The organism is Enterococcus villorum (genome assembly GCF_007990225.1).
Taxonomy (GTDB): domain Bacteria; phylum Bacillota; class Bacilli; order Lactobacillales; family Enterococcaceae; genus Enterococcus_B; species Enterococcus_B villorum.
Genome location: NZ_BJWF01000001.1, coordinates 1 through 20,951, shown reverse-complemented (window position 1 = coordinate 20,951; position 20,951 = coordinate 1). Strand labels below are relative to the sequence as shown.

The 20,951-nt window shown below is 34.1% G+C and carries 20 protein-coding genes, 1 pseudogene and 1 riboswitch; of the genes and pseudogenes, 6 read left to right on the top strand and 15 right to left on the bottom strand.

Going from position 1 to position 20,951, the window contains the following annotated elements:
• Positions 1-26: 26 nt before the first annotated feature.
• The 5 genes from EVI01_RS00105 (at position 27) to EVI01_RS00085 (ending at position 4,933) form a co-directional block, all read left to right on the top strand.
• Positions 27-377 carry a DUF2200 domain-containing protein gene (locus EVI01_RS00105; RefSeq protein ID WP_010750921.1) on the top strand — a complete coding sequence of 117 codons (351 nt, stop codon included), beginning with the start codon at positions 27-29 and terminating at the stop codon, positions 375-377.
• 69 nt (positions 378-446) lie between these two features.
• Positions 447-971 (top strand): DUF308 domain-containing protein, encoded by a 525-nt coding sequence (locus EVI01_RS00100; protein ID WP_010750920.1) that lies wholly within the window; start codon positions 447-449, stop codon positions 969-971.
• Between the two features lie 336 nt (positions 972-1,307).
• A complete protein-coding gene (locus EVI01_RS00095) occupies positions 1,308-2,459 on the top strand; it encodes a cation:proton antiporter (RefSeq protein WP_010750919.1) in 1,152 nt (383 codons plus the stop codon).
• 74 nt (positions 2,460-2,533) lie between these two features.
• Complete coding sequence (locus EVI01_RS00090) at positions 2,534-2,986, top strand: MarR family transcriptional regulator (RefSeq protein ID WP_010750918.1); 453 nt, start codon at positions 2,534-2,536, stop codon at positions 2,984-2,986.
• A gap of 741 nt (positions 2,987-3,727) precedes the next feature.
• The gene (locus EVI01_RS00085; protein WP_010750917.1) at positions 3,728-4,933 is read left to right on the top strand and encodes an MFS transporter; all 1,206 of its coding nucleotides are present in this window, start codon (positions 3,728-3,730) and stop codon (positions 4,931-4,933) included.
• A 130-nt stretch (positions 4,934-5,063) separates the two neighbouring features.
• Here EVI01_RS00085 and pbp4 read toward each other — a convergent pair whose 3' ends face one another.
• The 3 genes and pseudogenes from pbp4 to EVI01_RS00070 all read right to left on the bottom strand — a co-directional run bounded on the left by pbp4 (position 5,064) and on the right by EVI01_RS00070 (position 9,372).
• Positions 5,064-7,109, bottom strand: coding sequence for a penicillin-binding protein PBP4(5) (gene pbp4 / locus EVI01_RS00080; protein ID WP_146811477.1), 2,046 nt, complete (start codon positions 7,107-7,109; stop codon positions 5,064-5,066).
• Between the two features lie 105 nt (positions 7,110-7,214).
• Positions 7,215-8,099 (bottom strand): annotated as a pseudogene (locus EVI01_RS00075) (LCP family protein).
• Between the two features lie 79 nt (positions 8,100-8,178).
• Complete coding sequence (locus EVI01_RS00070; RefSeq protein ID WP_010750913.1) at positions 8,179-9,372, bottom strand: FtsW/RodA/SpoVE family cell cycle protein; 1,194 nt, start codon at positions 9,370-9,372, stop codon at positions 8,179-8,181.
• 115 nt (positions 9,373-9,487) lie between these two features.
• A riboswitch (M-box (ykoK) riboswitch) is annotated at positions 9,488-9,653 on the bottom strand.
• A 541-nt stretch (positions 9,654-10,194) separates the two neighbouring features.
• On the opposite strand from EVI01_RS00070, the gene EVI01_RS00065 reads away from it, so the two are divergent.
• Positions 10,195-10,968, top strand: coding sequence for an ankyrin repeat domain-containing protein (locus EVI01_RS00065; RefSeq protein ID WP_025480636.1), 774 nt, complete (start codon positions 10,195-10,197; stop codon positions 10,966-10,968).
• A 42-nt stretch (positions 10,969-11,010) separates the two neighbouring features.
• Here EVI01_RS00065 and EVI01_RS00060 read toward each other — a convergent pair whose 3' ends face one another.
• The 12 genes from EVI01_RS00060 to EVI01_RS00005 form a co-directional block, all read right to left on the bottom strand.
• Positions 11,011-11,484 (bottom strand): YbaK/EbsC family protein, encoded by a 474-nt coding sequence (locus EVI01_RS00060; protein WP_010750911.1) that lies wholly within the window; start codon positions 11,482-11,484, stop codon positions 11,011-11,013.
• A gap of 217 nt (positions 11,485-11,701) precedes the next feature.
• Entirely contained in the window at positions 11,702-13,462 is a 1,761-nt protein-coding gene (locus EVI01_RS00055; RefSeq protein ID WP_010750910.1) for a 1-deoxy-D-xylulose-5-phosphate synthase, read from the bottom strand.
• Between the two features lie 357 nt (positions 13,463-13,819).
• Entirely contained in the window at positions 13,820-14,275 is a 456-nt protein-coding gene (tnpA, locus tag EVI01_RS00050) for an IS200/IS605 family transposase (RefSeq protein ID WP_010750909.1), read from the bottom strand.
• 282 nt (positions 14,276-14,557) lie between these two features.
• The gene (locus EVI01_RS00045; RefSeq protein WP_010735387.1) at positions 14,558-14,800 is read right to left on the bottom strand and encodes a GlsB/YeaQ/YmgE family stress response membrane protein; all 243 of its coding nucleotides are present in this window, start codon (positions 14,798-14,800) and stop codon (positions 14,558-14,560) included.
• Between the two features lie 55 nt (positions 14,801-14,855).
• Complete coding sequence (locus EVI01_RS00040) at positions 14,856-15,398, bottom strand: Asp23/Gls24 family envelope stress response protein (RefSeq protein ID WP_010750908.1); 543 nt, start codon at positions 15,396-15,398, stop codon at positions 14,856-14,858.
• A 12-nt stretch (positions 15,399-15,410) separates the two neighbouring features.
• Positions 15,411-15,599 (bottom strand): DUF2273 domain-containing protein, encoded by a 189-nt coding sequence (locus EVI01_RS00035; RefSeq protein WP_010750907.1) that lies wholly within the window; start codon positions 15,597-15,599, stop codon positions 15,411-15,413.
• Positions 15,600-15,611: 12 nt separating this feature from the next.
• A complete protein-coding gene (gene amaP / locus EVI01_RS00030; protein WP_010750906.1) occupies positions 15,612-16,175 on the bottom strand; it encodes an alkaline shock response membrane anchor protein AmaP in 564 nt (187 codons plus the stop codon).
• Between the two features lie 675 nt (positions 16,176-16,850).
• Positions 16,851-17,009 (bottom strand): cyclic lactone autoinducer peptide, encoded by a 159-nt coding sequence (locus EVI01_RS00025; RefSeq protein WP_010750905.1) that lies wholly within the window; start codon positions 17,007-17,009, stop codon positions 16,851-16,853.
• A complete protein-coding gene (locus EVI01_RS00020) occupies positions 17,006-17,587 on the bottom strand; it encodes an accessory gene regulator B family protein (RefSeq protein WP_010750904.1) in 582 nt (193 codons plus the stop codon). The genes EVI01_RS00025 and EVI01_RS00020 overlap by 4 nt, the downstream gene beginning before the upstream one ends.
• A 113-nt stretch (positions 17,588-17,700) precedes the next feature.
• Complete coding sequence (locus tag EVI01_RS00015; protein ID WP_010750903.1) at positions 17,701-18,444, bottom strand: LytR/AlgR family response regulator transcription factor; 744 nt, start codon at positions 18,442-18,444, stop codon at positions 17,701-17,703.
• A 2-nt stretch (positions 18,445-18,446) separates the two neighbouring features.
• Positions 18,447-19,721: a GHKL domain-containing protein gene (locus tag EVI01_RS00010; protein ID WP_010750902.1), complete on the bottom strand. Its 1,275-nt coding sequence runs from the start codon at positions 19,719-19,721 to the stop codon at positions 18,447-18,449.
• Between the two features lie 854 nt (positions 19,722-20,575).
• On the bottom strand, positions 20,576-20,951 hold a 376-nt coding region (locus EVI01_RS00005), incomplete at its 5' end, for an LPXTG cell wall anchor domain-containing protein (protein WP_261766368.1).

The window sequence follows — 20,951 nt, the reverse complement described above, 5'->3', positions numbered from 1 at the left end:
AAAAGAAAAAATATCTAGGAGGTTCTATGGCTGAACATCGAATTTTTAAAATGAGCGTTTCAAAGGTCTACCCTCTTTACCAAGCAAAAGCAGAGAAAAAAGGGCGAACAAAAGCAGAAGTAGATGAAATTATCTGTTGGTTAACGGGTTATTCTTTCGACAACTTACAAAAACAAATAATTGCTGAAGTCAATTTTCAGACTTTTTTTGCACAAGCACCAAAATTGAACCCGAATCGCCAGCTGATTACTGGTGTCATTTGTGGTGTACGAGTTGAGTCTATTGAGGATCCACTAATGCAGGAAATACGTTATTTAGATAAATTAATTGATGAACTAGCAAAAGGAAAAAAAATGGAAAAAATCCTCAGAAAATAAAGTCAAAAGCAAGTTATTATTTGGTGAAAATACGCTTTGAAGGTACAATAGAAAAAAGGAGGTTATGTTATGTTTGAAATTATCCGTCAAAATATCCAACGTTATGCCATTTTAAGGGCGGCTATTTATATCATTGCTGGTGTTGCGATCATTATCGATCCTCGCGCTGTCTTTCATTTTATTGGCTACTTGATCACCGCTTATTTTGTTTTATTGGGCATTTTGAATTTTTTAGAAGCAAATAAATATAGAAAACAGACAGGAACATGGGGATTTAATTTAATTAGTGCGATCTTCTATTTCATTGCTGCATTAGTTGTTTTCGTCTTTGCTTCAGCGATCGTTTCTATTTTACCGGTTATATTAGGTTTAGTGATTGTTCTAAAAAGTATTCTCCAACTATTCATCGGTTTGAATACAAAATCAAAAGGCTGGAGTATTTATAGTATTTTGCTGCTGATTGGTGGTTTACTAGTATTATTCAATCCATTTACAAGTGTGATGATCTTATTCCAACTATTTGGTGGAATATTGATTTTTATGGGCATTTCAGAAATTGTTAATTATTTCAAAGTCAGAAAAATGTATTCATAATAAAAAAGGGCAATAAGTATTCTTTCGTTTAACTACTAAAAAGAGCGACTAAAACAAATGAGTTTCGCTCCCATTAATAAGAAATCATTCACAAAAATTACTTTTCACATTCTTTGTGAATTTCGGCTTGTTTTTCAAAGGAGTTTTTATTTCTCACATGCTATTTTACCAGTTGAACAATGGCTATTGCCCTTCTTTTTTCTTATATAATTCATGTGGCTTTATTTTTTTGGTTCTTTCTTAAAATAATTCGAAGTACTCTTTTTTTTCGCCAATAAAATAAACGTAGTTATTATATTTATAAAGAAAATAAATGAAGAAAGGATTGACTTATTGATGGAATTTATTGGCATATTATGTCTTATTCTTATTTCTACTACGATTGGCTCTCATCTTTCAAGAAGAATTGGAATCCCTGCGGTTATTGGTCAATTATTAGTAGGAGTAATATTGGGTCAAGCAGGTTTAGGTTGGGTTCATCCAAACATTTTAGTCCATGATTTTTCTGAAATCGGAGTAATCTTATTAATGTTTTTAGCCGGACTAGAAAGTGATTTATCGTTACTAAAAAAATATTTTAAACCAGGAATGTTTGTGGCGCTTTTAGGTATTGTTTTCCCTGTCTTTTTTGGTTGGTTGACGGGTGAAGCTTTTCAAGTAACCAATAATGAAGCGATATTTTTTGGGATTATTCTGGCTGCTACTTCTGTTAGTATTTCTGTTGAAGTATTGAAAGAATTAAATGTCGTCAATACCAAAGAAGGTTCAACGATTCTAGGTGCTTCAGTGGTTGATGATATTCTAGTCGTACTTGTCTTGAGTTTCAGTTTGTCTTTTCTCACTGGAAAATCATCCAGCAATCTTCCTCTCTCCTTATTATTGCTTGAACAATTACTTTATTTTTTATTTATCTTTTTATTAGTAAAATGGATTGCACCATTTTTAATGTCATTTGCTGAAAAAATCTATGCCAACTCTGCGATTATTATCATGTCGCTAGTCATTTGCTTAGGTATGTCTTATATGGCTGATTTAATTGGTCTAAGTTCGGTCATTGGTGCCTTTTTTGCGGGAATTGCGGTTAGTCAAACAAAGGTAAAACACGAAGTTTATCACAATGTAGAAGCCTTAGGATATGCTGTATTTATTCCAGTTTTCTTTGTAAGTGTCGGATTAGAAGTTGATTTTTCTAATTTTAGTGAACAGCTTTTATTTATACTGATTCTGACACTTGTAGCGATTTTAACCAAACTTTTCGGCGGATACATTGGTGCTAAATTTTCTGGATTTTCTGCAACTAGTTCTTTGATGGTAGGCGCCGGAATGATATCCCGAGGAGAGATGGCGCTAATCATTTTACAGATTGGACAACAAAGTCAATTAATCGAAAGTCATTACTACTCTCCTCTAGTGATTGTTATTTTGCTAAGCACATTGATTTCACCTCTAATTCTTAAATATTTTACAAAGAAAGTCTATGTTGATTGAGCGTGCTTTTCTTAGATAGGATATTGTGATCAAAATAGACTTTCGTTATACTAGAAGAAAAAGGAAGACAAGTCATGGATAAAAGACTCGCTTTGATTAGCGAAATGTTAGAATTAGCAAACGAAATCACTTGGCTAAATAAACCAAAATTAGAACAAGCGCTTAAGGGATATTCCCTAAATGAAATCGAATTAATCGAAAAAATTGCAAAAATTCCTCATCCAAACGTCACAAAATTAGCTAATGCTAGTTATATGACTCGTGGCGCTATTAGCAAACAAACAAAAAAAATGCTAAGTCAAGGGTTAATTGAAAGTTATCAAAAACCAGAAAATAAAAAAGAACGTTATTTTCGTTTAACAGCAGAAGGTCAGCGGTTGAATCAGTTGCATCAAAAACTCCATCAAGAATTTTTGGAGGAAAACGAGATGGTTTTTCAACGCATGACAAAAGAGGAATATGATACTGTTTTTCGCTTTATTGGACGCTTTAGAGAAAATTTGAAAAGTAAAAAGCTAGAAAAGTAAAAAAAATATGTAAAATAAGCAGGTTAATTAGCCCCTTTGTCAAACATTACTAAGGACATGACAAAGGGGCTAGTTAAAAAAATAGAAGACAAACAACCAAACAACTTCCATCAAAAACTGATGAATGTCACCCCTCTCTTTTCCCCTTCCTCTCCACCAATACGGAACTTTTTTCGATTTTTTACTTATAAATAGCCTTCACAGATTCTACTACTAAATTTTTTAATCAAGTATTTAGTGACACTTTTTTATTATTTTTGCTGTTTTTAATTACTGTTAGAACAGACACATCCTATGACATGCGATTTAACATTCGACTATATAAGAATTTATTATTTTATCTAGATTTCTATTATCTATTTATCTAAAAAATCATTAGAATCAATCAGCCTTTCCGCCAATACCCCAGTTTTTCTATTTATAATACATCATTCTAATTCTCTAAAAACAACATTTTTATAGTGCTTGTGTGCGACCAAAAGTAAAATAGTGATGAATAAGTGATATTTTTCAATTATAGAATGATCTTTGCTTCATTAGCTTGGTATTTTCTGCTGTAAAAAGTTTCTACTAATTTATTCTGGTATGTTCATCTATGAAGGGGTTTGGTTTTGGTGTTTTACGAGTTGATAAGGCGATTTCATAGAACTTCTGAAAAATGTTTTTGTTGACAAAGAAACAAAAATGCTTTAATCTATTTATTGTTTCTTGGTAAACAATATTGTGTGAAGGAGTTTTTTTATGAATACAACCATTAATAAACATGCACTTGTTTTTGGCTTTACTTCGGTTTTTCTGATTGGCTTAGGTTTAACAATTATTAACCCTGTTATCCCATTTATTGTCGCAAAATACACAGATAATTCTCAGCAACAAGCAACAGCTGTTACCTTATTGACTTCTATTTATGCGTTCTCTATGTTTTTATCTGCACCTATTTTAGGTGCACTTAGCGACCGATTTGGCAGGAAAATTGTTTTAGTTAGTAGTTTGTTTGGTTCAGCGATTGGCTATTTTCTATTTGGTTTAGGTGGCGCTTTATGGGTGCTTTTTTTAAGCCGAATCATTGAAGGATTGACTGGTGGCGAGATCTCTGCTATTCTAGCTTATTTTGCTGATATCACCACCGAAGAAAATCGGACGAAATATTTTGGTTGGATCAGTGCGGTCGTGGGTATAGGTACGGCAAGTGGTCCTTTAATCGGTGGGGTGTTTGCTCAATTTGGTCCTACAGTTCCATTATATGTCGCTGCTTTATTGAGCTTTACCAATGGATTATATGGCTACTTCTTCATGCCAGAAAGTTTAGCAATAAAAGACCGTACATCTCGCCTTTCATTCCAACAAATCAACCCTATTCTCCAGTTTCGTTCCATTTTTTCGATTCATTCAGTGAAATGGTTGTTACTATCAGGTTTTTTCATTTGGCTACCAAATGGATCGTTTCAAGCCATTTTTGCCCAATTTTCTATTGATACTTTTACGTTAAAACCTGTGATGATTGGATTGACGTTTTCTTTAATTGGTGTGATCGATATTTTTTCTCAATTGTTGATTATGCCTGTTTTATTACGGCATTGGAACGACCAACGGATCTTGAAAGTCGGAATTTCCAGCGAGATCATGGGTTATTTCTTGATTGTTCTTTCTGTTTTTAGTGGAGCGGTTAGTCTATTCGTCTTTGGTATGCTCTTTTTTGGATTTGGTGATGCCATTTTTAGCCCTTCGTTTAATGGATTACTTTCCAAACAAGCGAATAAAATGGAGCAAGGAAAAATCCAAGGAGCTTCTCAGAGTATCCAAGCTCTTGCTAGAGTCATTGGTCCTATCCTTGGTGGACAACTGTATGTCCACTTCCATCATACGGTGCCAGTAATTGCGGGTATCGTTTTACTTGGCTTTGCTGTGGCACTACTTAATCGAGAAAAATCGCCAAAAGTAGAATGACCCATTCTTTAGGTTACAAAACCTTTTACCCCATTAATTGTCACTCGTTTGATCCGATCAAAATCAATTATGTATAAAAAAAATTAGTCAATCGAATGAACGATCGGCTAATTTTTTTTATTGAACGAGCTTATCGATAATTCTGATTTAAATACTGTAATAATTCAGGTGCTCGATTTGTTGCAGAGTCTCCTTCTGCTTTGTTTTCAAGCATACTTACCATTAAGTATCCATTTGTATCGGGGTTAATAGCGAAAAGAAAACTATTTTCCTGCCCTTTTTCATCTTGTTTTTCTTTGATTTCTGCAGTTCCTGTTTTTGCAGCTAATGGAATACCTAATGAGGCTAACGAATGAGCGGTTCCATTGGCATCTTGGACGACTTCTTTTAAATCTGGCAAAATAGTTTGAACGGCAGACTCTCCAACAACGTTTTTCTTCACTTTTGTTTCTTTGTCCATTACTAATTTTGGATAAACAAGTTGGCCGTTGTTGGCAAAAACCGAATACATGGTCGCTTGTTGGATAGGATTGATTAATAACTCCCCTTGACCATAACCAGTATCGGCCAATAAAATTTCAGAATTGAAGCTATCTTTGTTTGAGATTTGGGCAGGGTTCATGCTGATTGGTAAATCTAATTCTTCACCAAAAATAAATTTATTTAACCCTTCACGAAACGCTTTTTCACCCATTTTCAATGTTGATTGTGCCATATAGATATTGTCAGAGTATACCAGTGCATCTTTCAAATTAACTTGCGGTACATCACTAACACGTGTCACTTGATAAGAGCCCCAAGAGGCATCTTTTTGCCATTTCAGACCATTAATTGTCAAAGCTTCTTCTGGATTGATGGTCTGGTTATCCAAGCCAATTGCCGCAGTGATCATTTTAAAAGTCGAGCCTGGTGCATAACCGGTAGCAAAACGACTGATAAATGGTTGGTCTTCATTTTCTGAATAGGCTTTGTACTCTTCTTGTGAAATACCATTCGTCATTTTGTTAGGATCATAGCTTGGTGAACTAGCAAGTACTAATAAGTCCCCAGTTTTTGGCGAAGTAGCTACTGTAGAACCTGCTTTTCCTCCTAGACTATCAAATGCAATCTTTTGCGCATCTGAGTCGATCGTTAACTTGATGTCTTGCCCATTTTTTACTTCTTGATCAATCAGAACTTTCTTTTCTTTTCCATCTGCATCAGTAATACTTAATTTTCCGCCATTTGTACCACGTAGTTCTTTGTCATAAGTCATTTCTAAACCAGATCGACCAATTTTCCCTGAACTGCTCAACGTGGCATCTTCTTTAATGTCATCTGCTGAGACGTCGCCCACATAGCCAATCAGTTGTGCTGCTGCTTCTCCTAAGGGATAGGTACGACCGTCCACTTCTTGAATTGTTGCACCATCAGGTAAAGAAGGAGTTTGACCATCAATGATTTTTAAAGGAACAAAATAATCTGGTTGTACCCAACTTTGAGAAATCGCTTGGTTAATTTCATCTTCTGAAAGATCAAAAGCATCAGCAATTGCTTTAATATTAGCTGCTTTTTCATCACCGCTCCCTAGTTTTCCTGGAACAATTCCCAATTGTTTTAGCTTACCAGTCGTTGCTAAAGGTTTGCCATTTCGGTCTAGAATATCTCCTCTTTTTGCTTCCTCACTAACTAAGCTAACTTTATCTGTACCTTTCATTTGAGGAAAAATAAGGTTTGGCTGCCAATTAATTTTGAACTGTTCCTTGTCTTTTGATAAGGTGCCTTTATATGAAAGATCTTTTAATTCTCCTAAGCTCGTATTCATTTTAGCTTTATAAGAAAAAGAATAAGTGTTGCTCTTTTGTTTAGTTATCTCTAAGTCAGAGATTTCTAAGCCCTTAACATTCACTGAGCCATAAATGTTTTGGTATTTTTCTAATGCTTCTTTTTCAGAAAGAGCCGCTTTTTCTTTTGAATTGATTTGAGTGTATGACATTGCTTTTTCATAATCACCAGTGTTTAAACGATCAATAAACTGTTGAATCGTTTTTTCTCCTTCTGAAATTGCTAAAGCTTCTTGTGTTTGATGATAATAATAATAGCCACCGCCAGCCGCAAGGATCAATATTGCAGCTCCCGCTAGATAAAAAATACCTGATCCTTTTCCTTTCTTGCGATGCGTGTCACTTCGCTTCATGTTGTCCCTCCGCTCTTATTATCTGCTATTGACTTCTCCTATTCTACCACAAGAAAAGAACGACTGCTAGTATCTAACTTCTTTCATTGAAGAAAAATAGTTGTTTTACTTATCTAAAAATTGATTAATTGCTTCTTGATTTTTTGTTAAATCTAATTCTAAAACACTACCTGAAGGCGTATAATCGTTAAAGTTCTAACTACCGTCTACTGGTATAGATAATGTATCGATTGTTTTATCGTCTTTTAAGAAATCCATACCACAATCAATCAAAATACTCTCAGGTAAATTCGTTTTAATGCTACCAAGAAGTTTTCCAATTGCTTTAGGAAGTTTAAGAATGGAAGTGACATCCTTTAGTTGGTTAGAGATCGATTTGATGACTTGTTGCTGTCTTCTGATCCGACCAAAATCACCTTCTTCGTCTTCTCTAAAGCGGGCATATTGCAACAAGGTATTTCCATCCATGGTTTGCTCCCCTTTTTTGATGTAAACACCGTCAAGGTCTAAATCCTTTTCTGCATCAATCTTCACACCAGCTGGAAATAATTCATCAACACAATCAATAAAATCTTGGAAAGTAATACTCGCATAATACGGCGCTTCTAATTTAAAATTTTCTTTTAGTGTCTGATTCAACAAATCAATCCCACCATAAGAGTAAGCAGCGTTAATCTTGTCTTGTCCGTAGCCAGGAATATCCACATAGGAATCACGCATGATCGAAATCAATTTTGCCTGTTTAGTTTTTTGGTTGTATTGCGCCACCATCAAAGAATCAGACCGACCATTTTCATCATTTGAGCGAGCATCTGAACCAATTAAAGCTACATTAATAATACTTGGAACATCTTTGGCATCTACTTTTTGCACATCAGCAGAAGATTGATTAGCAGATGAATACCCTTGAATGAATTCAAAAGAAAAATAACCAATGACGACTACAGCCACCGTTAAAAGACCTAAAATTACTTTTTGAAATGTTCTCATTTTAGCTACCTCGTTCTAAAAGAACTCCTTCCTTGAAAAATAACAATTTTTTGATAAAGATTGTTCATTTTGGAGATTTTCAATGATTCTTTTTTAGTAATACAGGACGCTTGAGGGCTACCTCATTTATCTGTTGCTCTTTTACCTTCTTTTGTCGAGAAGAGATATTTAAGACTAACCCGATAGCAAAAGATAAGATCAAATAGCTTGTACCACCGTAACTAATAAATGGCATGGGTACACCTGTCATCGGAATCAATCCTAAAATACTGCCGACATTGATGCTTGTTTGAATAAGTACCCATGTACCGACACCGATTAAAATTAATGTAGCTTGTTGATTTTCAAGTTTTGTACTTTTTTGAAAAATTCGAAGACACAAAAGAAACAGTAAAAACAAGACAAGCAATGCGCCAATTAATCCAAACTCTTCAGCAATGACAGAAAAAATAAAATCTGTCTCTGACTCAGGTAAATAGCCTTTTTTGGTAATGCTATTTCCCATTCCACGACCGAATAAACCACCATTATACAACGCATAATAAGAATTACTCATCTGATAACCTGCCCCATGTTCATCTAAAAATGGATTATGAACCATCGCGATTCGACTGTAAGCATGTTCAAAAAATGAAGGAAGCAAATCATATTTTTCCAATAATAAGACGAGATCCGCTGCCAGTATCAACAAAGAGATGGCTAATCCAATAATAAGCAGGCCTTTTTTAATCGATACTGCAGCTGCCCAAAAAATAGCACCTGCAATAGCTAAAATCATGATTGCTCCCGCAATTTTTGGTTGAAATAGTACGAGCATCGCAATGCCTCCAACCACCAGCAGTGGGATATGGAGATTTTGAGGAACAGTCTGTCCATTTCTAAAAAATCGACTGAGGTATAAAATTAGAAAAATCGTTGCAATTTCAGAAGGTTGAAATTGTATGCCTGCAATAGAGACCCAGCGTTGAGCCCCATTGATCGTTACAGCAAAAATTCCAAGTTTCATCATAACTAACAACAATACTGATAAGCCTAAGCCAAAATTGATAATTTTAGGTTTTAATAGCACTTGTAACCTGATCGAATACGTTAATGCAATCATGCCCCAACTAAGAATAATGAAGAACAATTGTCGAATAAACAAACTTTTCGGGTCATTGCCTGCAACTAATAAATGATAGGAACTAGCACTATAAATTTCTAAAAGACCGACAATTGATAAAGCCAAATAAGGGCCTAAAATCAACCAGTCGATCTTTCTATTTTTCCACATCGCATATCTCCTTCCTATGACACAAGTTAGGTGAACACGAGCAGTTTATATAGAATCAGTGATTAAATAACATAAGAAAAGGCCAGAAACCTTTTCGAACAAGAATTCTGACCTAGCATCATCTCATCGTCCGAGTTTTAGCACTATACAACGTAAAGAAGGTTTCTTAGCTATTTGAAAAAGCCTTAATCCGACAATTCCTGTTTGACTCATTGGCGTCTTTCGACGTTTCTGAGCAATAGCGTGTGTTTGTATAGGAGCCTCACCTAACAAGGTTATTACTATTTTTATTTTTTACAAAATTAATAGTAATCTTCTTTTACTATTTAATCAATCATTTCTTTCATAAAAAAACAAAATTAATTATTCTTTAATATATTTATACAGTTTTATAAGTATGAAAGGCAAGCTTATTTTGCTAACTAATTGTAGGGTTTATTTAATTTTGTTTTAGCATTTTCACTTTTCGGAATAAATTAAAGTTAGCTTGACTTTAACATAGACTAGCTTCTCTATCCTTATTTGCTCCTATCATTTTAAATTACTGAAATAACTGTCTTTTCCCCTCACCTTATCCTTTTTCTTGCTTATTTCGACAGACTATTCTCCAAACTTTTTTCTACTTTCCAAGTCTGATTTTATAATATTACTAAAAATAGGTATGCTATTATTTCCCATTTAACGATCAACTTTACTGAAATGGTGTTTTTTTTTGTCTTTTCTTGTCCCCTAACAATACTTGCGATTTAGTTCATCTTTTATCAAGTAACCTTTTTGCTGTTTCCTGCCGATTCAGATAAACTAAAAAAAGGGGGTGCTTTTATGAGGCGATATTTTGTTTTGTGGATGTTGGGCATATTTTTAATACTTGTTGGTTGCGCCAACAAAGAAGCACCACAAACAGCTCTTTCATCCAGTAGCACCCATAGAGAATCTGAACCAGCAAGACCCACAATGCCATCACCAACCAAAAAATTGAAGGAGGGACCACCAATGTCAACTGATTCAAGTCATTTATTGCAAGCCGTTATAGCGAAAGACAAACACCAAGTGCAACTAATATTAAACCAGTCAACCACATCCATCAATGAACAAAATGAAAAAGGCGAATCGCCTTTATTAGTGGCGGTTCACCATAATATGATTGAGATTGCGAAACTTCTGATCGATCATGGGGCAGATATCAATTTGCAAGATGAGATAAAAGATAGTCCTTATTTGTACGCAGCGGCCCAAGGAAAAACCGAGATACTTGATTACATGCTCGAAAAAAGCGAACCGGATCAAACGATCGTCAATCGCTTCGGCGGAAATGCACTAATTCCAGCAGCAGAAAAAGGACATTTAGCCAATGTGAAACTTCTTTTAGCTGATGGTCGTGTTCAGATTGATCATCAAAATAATTTTGGTTATACGGCATTAATTGAAGCCGTTGCCTTAAGAGATGGCTCAAAAGTCTATCAAGAAATTGTTCACGAGTTATTGGCGTATGGAGCAAATAAAGATTTGCGTGACAATGAAGGAAAAACAGCCGAAGATTACGCCAAAGAATTAGGCTATTCCCAAATTTTAAAACAATTGCGTACGACACAATAACTAAGGCATACTTTTTTCTTTCACTAAACCTTCAATTATTGCTTATTTTTCTTGAGGCAACAAATACATTTTTAGACCTAAAATTTGGCTAATTTTTTCTAAATCTGCTACTTTCACTACCATTGTTTGGTCAGGGCGACCAGGAGCAAAAACAAGTTTTTCATGTGAAAGTAATTCTTCGTCCACAATCACTGGAACTTGGGTTTCATAACCAAAAGGTGAAACAGCTCCTGGTTTTTGACCTGTCTCTTGCTCCATTTGTTCGGCTGATACCACTGAAATTCTGTGCCCGACGAGTTGGCTCAGTTTTTTAAAATCACTTCTTTTCGTCGTAAAAGTTAAAAAAATATAGCGGTTATTTTGTTTATCTTTTAGATATAAACTCTTTGTTTCTGTACCATGAAACCCCTGTTCTTCTTTTACAACTACAGCATCTTCATTGGTATAAATTGGTCGATGGTGATAAAGTTCAAAGTCAATTCGTTCTTGTGTAAATATTTCCGCTAAATGAATCAAAAGATCGTCTCCTTTGTCGTGGTATTGATGTATAAAATTTCTATATTTCTATTTTATGTTACTCTTTTATGAAAAGGCAATTTTTACGTTTTTTTCGAGTGGTAGTTAAAATGAATCATTCTTTTTTAATTTACATAAAAAAATTATAAATAACTAAAACTATCAATATAAAAAAACTGAACAAATTCGTCTTTTCAACGAACTTGTTCAGCTGGTTTTAGTGCTTCAAAATGGCTTGCGTATCCTCTACGATTTGTTGAGGTGTTAAGTGATAACGTTTATACAATTCTTGAGTTGAAATACTATCCGTAAATTCTTTTTGAGCGCCAAAATTAAGGACTTTCATGGAAGAACTACCATAGTATCGACTGATTTTTTCGCCAAATCCCCCTGATAAACTGCCATCTTCTAAAGTAAGAATGACTTGATGTTGTTCTTTTAACTTTTCTAACGTGTTTGTATCTAATTCTGTAATTGTTCCTGGATTGATTAGTGTGACTTGAATCTTCTGATCGGCAAATTCTTTCACCGTTTTCTTTCCTAACTCAAGAAAACCACCTAAAGCTAAAATAGCTACTTTGCTACCTTCATTGATCACTTGATAACGTGGCAAATGGTAATCTTTTGCAATAGCTTTTCCAGAAAATACACCATGTGCAGGTATACGAATAGCCACAGGACTATCTTTTTGTGATAAAGCCCAATCTAACATTGAAAGCATATCTTCTTTGGTTGCAGGCGCCAAGTACTTAATATTCGGGATACTTGAAAGATATGGGATATCAAATGTTCCTTGGTGCGTACGGTCACTGGCAGAAATACTTGCCCCACCAATCAAAAGGACTGCTGGATTTTCATTGATAGCTAGATCGTGAGACAATTGATCATAGGCACGTTGTAAGAATACACTTGAATGAAAAACAACCGGACGTACGCCTTGAGAAGCTAATGCAGAAGCGAACGTGATGGAATGTTGTTCGGCTATTCCAACATCGAAATAATGATCAGGATGTTTCTTTTGGTACTCTTTTAAACCAAACATGCCTGGTATCGCTGCATTTATTGCTACAATTGGGTCAGCGTTATTTTTTGTTTTTTCATCTAAATAATTCATGATTATTTGATTGAAGTTTTCTGCTGACGTTGCTTTTTTTACCTCCCCAGTCGACAAATCAAAAGGAACATGCCAATGATACTTCATTTTGTTTTTTACTGCTGGTTCATAACCACGTCCTTTTTCAGTATGAACGTGTAGCACGATAGGATGATCACTGTCTTTCACTTCTTCAAAAGTGCGAATCACTTGTGCCAAATCATTTCCATCTGCGACATAACGATAGTCAAATCCCATCGCTTTGAAGAAATTATGCTTACTTGTACCATTACTTTTTCGTAGTTCTGCTAAATGTTGATATAAACTTCCTTGATTTTCATCAATTGACATTTCATTGTCATTGACTAAAACAATCAAATTTGATTGTAACGCTCCACCGTTGTTCAAGCCTTCAAAGGCTAAACCGCCACTTAAAGAGCCATCCCCAATAAATGCGAGAATATTTCCCGTTTCTTTCTTTAAATCACGCGCTTTTGCAAGGCCAACTGCTAAACTGATTGAAGTGGAGGTATGCCCTACCGTAAAAAAGTCATGCTCACTTTCATGTTGATTGGAATATCCACTTATCTCATGATAATGACCTGAAGTAAATCCGTGTTTGCGTCCTGTCAATAATTTATGTCCATAAGATTGGTGGGAAACATCCCAGACGATTTTATCCTGAGGTGAGTCGAACACATAGTGAAAAGCAATGGTTAGTTCGATCACACCAAGATTAGGCCCTACATGACCTCCGATTGCGCTATTTTTTTCCAAAATTAATTGACGCATTTCCTCAGCTAACAATGTCAATTCATCCATCGTTAATCTTTTCACATCTTGTGGCACATTGATTTTTTCTAAAATTCCTGCTTTTTTACTCATTCTCTTCTCTCTCCTTTTGTAATAAATCAACTAATAAAAGGTTTATTCTTAGTTGTTACTATTACAGTATCCATTGTACAATTGAGAGTTCACTATCAGTCAAGAAAATTTTTGAGAAAAAAATCACATGATATAAATAACATCCATTATGAAGCTTTTTACTAAAGTAATTTTATGCCTTCCTCTTTATTACTACGATGAAAATCATAACCCCCCCTTCAAAAGGGTGGTTTGCACCAGGGCTATAAGCCCTTAACACCGGCCAGCGCCTAAAGACGCTGGCTCTCTCATTTCATGTTCAAGCCATATTGCCTTTGCCACTTTTGCCCACCTTTAAAAAGGTATTTGTATTACTCTCTAACCCTTGAAAGGGTCTTCGTATTCTCGAACGCTCCATTTATCTAGTGCTATATCATGTTTTTCTTGTTCTTGAATGTATTTTCTTATGGTCGCTTCATTCAATCCCACTGTACTGACATAATACCCTTCTGCCCAAAAATGTCGGTTCCCAAATTTATATTTTAAATTCGCATGTTTGTCAAAAATCATTAACGCACTTTTTCCTTTTAGATAGCCCATAAAACTGGACACACTTATTTTAGGTGGAATGCTCAATAATAGATGAACGTGATCTGGCATCATGTGCCCTTCCAATATTTCTACTCCTTTATATTTACATAATCGTTTGATAATCTCTTGAATACTTGATCGATATTGATTATAAATGATTTTTCTTCTATACTTTGGTGTGAATACAATGTGGTATTTGCATAGCCACTTTGTATGGGCTAAACTATTTGCTTTAGTAGCCATTTCTTATCCCTTCCTTTCGTTATCAATATGGCCTGAACAATCATATTTTAACGACTTGAAGGGCTTTTTGGTAGAACCCCTTTATTCCCCACCCGCATAGCAGGTGGTTTTATGTTTCACTCGCTTTGCGAGCTCAACTAGGTCTAAAGACAATAACAAAAAAGCTGAGGCATCATCGCCTCAGCTTCTCCATCTTTTTCTTGCATTCAATTATAATCACTAAACTAAAATTCTTTTAGTTCCTCTATTGGTTTTTCAACCAGAGAGGCTCTTAGTCGTTTCTTATAATTTACGAGCAAAGAATGATACGATTAAGACTAAAATAATTGCGCCAATTAATGAAGGAACAATTGCCATACCACCAATGACTGGTCCCCATGTACCAAGTAAAGCTTGTCCAATTGCTGAACCAACTAAACCAGCGATTACATTTGCAATGATTCCCATTGAAGAACCTTTATTTGTAATAGCTCCTGCAATTGCTCCGATAATACCACCAACGATTAATGACCAAATAAATCCCATTTTAAATTCCTCCTATTTCTTTCTACTACGTTTTTTTATCTTTTCTATTTACTGTTTACTGTACACGTGGTTCATTATTTTCTTTTACTTTTTGTGTACCTTTATTGACTGCTGCTTTGGCTTTATCTGTTTGTTTTGAAGCAAACTGACCAGTTGATTTAGCTGCACCAGTTACTTTGTCTTGTACAGTTTCTTGATCTTTTTCATATTCTTCTTGAGTTTTGATGTCTACTACATTCACATTTACTTCAATAACATCCAAATGTGTCATTTCATTTACTTCAGTGCTGATTAATTCTTTGATTTGGTCATAGATATTTTCGATATCTTTGCCATATTCAACGACTACGTCTAAATCAACAGCAACTTGTTTTTTCCCAACTTCGGCGTTGATGCCTGCAGTGACGTTGTCTGTGTTCACTAATTTTTCAGCAATGTTTGAGAAGAATCCTCCGTCAAGAGTTAATAAGCCATCCACATCTTTCAAGGCATATCCAATAATCTTTTGAATGACTTTGTCTTCGTAAGTCAATTCGCCTCTTTCAATATGGTTGTGTTCAGTTGTTGTGTTTACAGGATTGATTGATTTGTTTTCCATGTTCATTTCCCCCTAAGATTTAAAATAATGGTCTAACATCTTTGTTTCTTTCAGATAAAAACCAATTCCTATCCCAATAGCAGTCATAATTAAAAGCAGTAATGTTTTAAAAAATCCGACTGTTATCCATAGAATTGCTAGTAATAATCCAAGTCCCCCGAAGATAATAGGGAGCTTGTATGCTGAAAATAACTCTTTCATGATTAGGCCCTCCTATTCCACTCGAGAATGCTTGTAATCGGTAGTATCATGATCTTCATACCCACTGTAAGTAACTGCAACAGCAATCCGATGTTCTGTACCAAGTACACGTGATACTTGTTGCTCAACATCACGCATCAACGCACTTGTTTTGCCAAGTAGTGAAGAAGTTCGTTTTAAGTCGCCCTTAACATGTACGTGAATTTTATTTTTTGTTGATCTTACACGTACTTTTGGTGAACGGACAAACTCTTCTTCATGCAACTGTGACCGAACCAGACCTTCAATGGCTTTTTTGTCTAAAGTTAGTTTGCCGTCTTTTTGTTTTAAGACAAACGTTCCTCTTGATTTTGGATAGAAAAGAACAACCAATAACAAAATAAGCACAAGTATAGCAAATACGACAGCTGTCCAAAATAGGTATTGTTGCATATAGTAGTTAGTTATGACAAAAAATCGAAAACGTTCCAACTGTTCCGGCATAATATACGGTGCGCTAATTATAGCAACCCCTAAAAGCACCGACAGCAAGAATAAACTTGCAAGAATACCGATAATCTTCCACCCTTTATTCATTTTCCACCTCCTACTTCTGATGACCGTAATGACCTTTGCTATTTAGAATGATGTACCCACACAATTATAGAAAGCGCTACCATATGCAATTAATTCTATAACATTTACTATCTTCTATTCTACTTGATGGATCATTCATAAATAACGACTACAACCAATAGCATTTTTACGCTTTTTTCTATTGGGTATATTTAAAGGATAGTAGTCTACATTAAAAAATGCAAAGATAATGCTCAGTTATTATTACAAAAATATCATTATTACTATTAGAATTTTCTGAAAAGCTTCGATTTATCCTTTCAATTTAAATATCATTTATTTTTGAGAACAAAACATTGAATCCCTTTTCAATTCCTTCTGAAATGATTTATACTTATAGAGAGGATTTTTAATCTTTTTAATAAAATAAGCTGGGTAAAAAAAGAATGGCTTATAAAATAGACCTGAGGTGATGGCGCTTGCTAAAAAGATTCTTTTATGCAACGGTAACTACGTTGCTTTATCTACTTGTTTCAAATGCGGGAAATTTATTTTTTGGTATTTCTAAAGAATTTAGTTGGACCACTACCTTGTGGGAATCACTATTCTTTTTCATTTTTGTTTTATTATTCCAAAATTATCGTAAAAAATAAGGCTAAAGTCCGCAGACTTTAGCCTTATTTTTTTATAAGAGGTTTATTTCATTTCTTTTTTTAATGCTTCAGGTACTTTTGGTTCGTAAACTGCTACAGTACAAGGAGTTTGAAGTGCTAGTGCTTGTGTTGCTACGGCAATCGCTACTGTAGCAATCATTTGTAATAAGTTAAATTTTTGTCCTTTTAATTTTTTGATCATTTTACTTCATCCTTTCTTTTTTGAAGAAACATTAAAAAGGTCGCAACGGCCATGCCTAAAAATATCAAAGTTCTGATTTGATCACTCGGTTGGATCAAGCCAATCCCCATTAGAAAGAAACCTACACAAACCATTCGTATCTTTCCATTGTAAAAAAAATTCACTCGTTTTTGTGTGATAGCTCGCCCTTTCATCCCCAACACGCCACAAAGTATGAATGTGATAATTGCAAAAGCACTTCGTGTAGTATTTAGTTCAAAATGGGTGGCTAAAAACGATAAAAAGACAAGGAAAAAAATACTTAGTACCGTACATATTGTACTATTGCTGGCATGGTAACTTTTCGTTGTTCTTCTAAGCATGACAAACGATAAATGTGTCATAAAAACCTCTGGAACAATATGAAGTATGAATGCACTTGCATAAATAAATAGTAATTTAAATGCATCAACCAACAGAATAGATAACCCATATTCCATTTTTGCTGTATCAAGCTCAGAAAGTTGCAGTTTCATTCCAAATTTTTTACTGATACTTCTTGAGATTCTTTCTTCTAGAGAAGTATATTCTTCTGACATTTTGCATCGCTCCCTTTAACCAATATTATAGTTATTTTTTTGGAGTGTAGGTGTTTTTCTCAAAAGTGCACGTTATTTAATCAAAAGTGCATTATTCAGGTGTGATAACATGCTCATTTTCCCATTTCTTCAAAATGTTTTACTACTTTTTTTAAATGCCTGGTTGAAATGAAGCATTTAGAGCCATTCTTCATGGTGATGATTCTTTCTTTTTTATTGATTTCTTTAATGTTTAATAAATTCACAACAAATGATTGATGGCAACGACAAAAATGATCATTGATTGCTTCTACCTCTTTAATTTTCCCCAAAAATTCAATCATCCGATTGTCTAAATGAATAATTAATTTATGAGGTGTTGGACTGGATTCAAAATATAAGATTTCATCTACATATAATTTGATATTGATCGGACCACTTTTCACCAAAATCTGTGGTCTTACTTCTTGCGCTGTGTTAAGGTACCGTTTTAATGCAATATCGATACATTCTGTAACCTTTTTTTGAAGAGTTTCTACGTTATCTTTAACGATATAATCTAGTGCTTCGACCTTATATATAAAAGTTAAATATGCTAAATCAGTATAGGATGTCACAAAAATAATTTTTGCTGCAGGATCGTATTCTCTAATTTTTTCTCCTAATTCAATCCCATTTAAAGAGGAGTTTAAATCAATATCCAAAAAATAAATTCCTTCAGTTTTATTTTCTGAAATATAAGATAAAATAGCTAACGGGTCGTCAGTAGCCAACTGAAAACGAATGTCATAATCTTTCATTAAAAGATAATTTTTTACCATATTTGTTATTCTATTTCGATAGACAAATTCATCATCGCAAACAAATATTTTTAACATAACTATTCCCTCTTTTCTTGAACCGTAATAATTTGTGTGAATTGTTTCTCTGCTATTTCTGTTTCTAAATAGACATTTCTATTTGAACGTACCAGTTCATCTAAATTGGTTAATCCTAACCCTTGATTTCCTTTTTTAGTCGTGAAGTTGATTTGTTTGATTTCATGTAATTTGGGCATATTAGGGCGGCATTGATTAATCAATATAATGCTATGATGCTTTTCTTTTTTCAAAATCATCAAATCTATTTTAGGCTCGACGATCAATTCCGATTCTTCAATGGCGTTATCCAATATAATCCCCAACATACGTACTAATGTAATCGCAGGAAGGTCAATGTGAGTAACGATTTCTGGGATCATTACCCTGACTTCTACCCCTTTTTGACTTGCCATATATAATTTACTTAGGATAATACTTTTTAGCTCTTTGATTTTAAGGTTTGATATCGAAGACATGTGAAGATTATTTTTATCAAAAATAGTTTCTGTTGCTTTTATACTTTTATAAAAATAAGTTTGTAAGCCTTCCATGTCATTGGTCTGAATATAATCTTCCAGAGAAATCAAAATATTTTTATAGTCGTGCTTGAATTTCAATAATTCTGCATAACTTTTTTCAATCTGTTCACTATGTTCGATTAAGTGTTGCAAGTCTTTTTGTTGTTCCCTAGTTTCAAATTCCTTTTTCTTCATCCATAATAATGTAATAAAGATTAACGTTGACATAACACCATAAATGATCATAAATAATTCATTCGCTATGGCGATATGTCTCTTTAAAATAGGAAACCGATCTGCACAAATGATGGAAAAATAAATAACGGTTGTAAAAGCGAAAATATAAGAAGCAATTTTTAAGCGCTCTTCCTCATAAACTATTCTTTTTAAAAGAAACTTTTTTATACAATACGTTATGATCCAAAAATAACAAACACCAAAAGCAAATTGCCTAAAGATGCTTAACGACAAATCAAATACGCTATAAAGGTAATCCGAAAGGCTATCTGAAAAAATATAAATAAATAAGGTAAGTGAAGGATAAAAAAAGGCAATATGACCATTATTTTTAATAAAATAAATAATCAAACATAACGTACTCCATAAAAGAATAGAGGCAACGATGTCGATGTGATCATACAAGAACAAATAAACACAAGTGCTTGTTAAACAAAAAAACAAATAGCTTTTACTTTGAAGTAAATCCGCTAAAAACCCGACACCTAAAGTAATGCTACCAACTTGGACTAGCATAATAATTAATAATTCTAAACTCATATTTAATACCCCTAACAACTTATTTTGCCGGATAGGCAAGAGTAAAAACACTCAAAAATATCGACTAACATACTTTGAAATCCTTTATACTCTGAAATGATTGTTCCACTGATTCTTCATCTATCGTCATTTATTTAGCTAACTAAATAATTTGTTATTTCTTTTACCACTAACTAGTTGTTAAAAATATTTTTAAACGATGGATAATTGTCCCCCCTTTTTTTCTAAAGGGATTGTAGCATATTTCACGAAGTTTTGGGAGTACATAAAAAAGTTATTTTTATTTTTTGATAATTGTTATGCTGGAAAATATATTTTTTTTATAAATTATGATATACTTAATGTATTACGATAAGTATTTTATGCGACACTTTCATTTATTTTGATGAAATTTAATCCCACTGGCGTAACTTCAGGGTTACAAGGATGTATTAGTGGTTAGGGAATACATTGTTTAAATGAGAAATAATGGATTTTTAGTAATAGTTTTACAGCTTTAGAATATAATATTGATTCGTTAGAACGCCTTTTCTGAAACAGAAAAGGCGTTCGTTCATTTTTTTAATGATTTTGTTTCTATTTCTTTTTATTGATCATGTGCCTAGTAGCTTTTTCACCTTGCTTCTGCAATTGATCATATTTGTGAAATATTCAACGATTTTCTTAGCAAGAGGATAAATTTTAAAAAAGAGTAAAAAATGAAATAAATGAGTGAAAACATGCCATTTAATTGTTGTCTAGTGTATCCTATTGGTTTTGCTCTATAAAAAAATAAAAAACACGCAATCCATTAAGATTGCGTGTTTTTTAGAAATTAACGAGACGAACAAGTTCATTCTAAAAGAACAAACGACTTATTTTTTTTCTTCATTCGTTTTTCTTCGTTTCCAAAATAGCGTCATTCCTGCGACACTGACAAGGAAAGCACCTAGTATAGAAAAGGTCGCATTTTTTGTTTCATTGGTTTTTGGTAAGCTACCGTCTGCACTGCCATCTGCATTAGCTCCATCATTGTCGGCATTTCCTTCTTGATCCCCTCCAGTGGCATTGTCACCTGCTGCACCTTCTTCCACCACATGATAAGTCGCTTCGGTTGTGGTTGAAAAAGCGCCATAAGCACGATCTACTTTCACGACTAATTTGGCTGTTCGTGTTCCTACAGAAGAGGTATCCATTTCTGTCTCGGGATCTAAGGTAACCGTATAGGAATTTTTCGGTACCGCTTTGTCG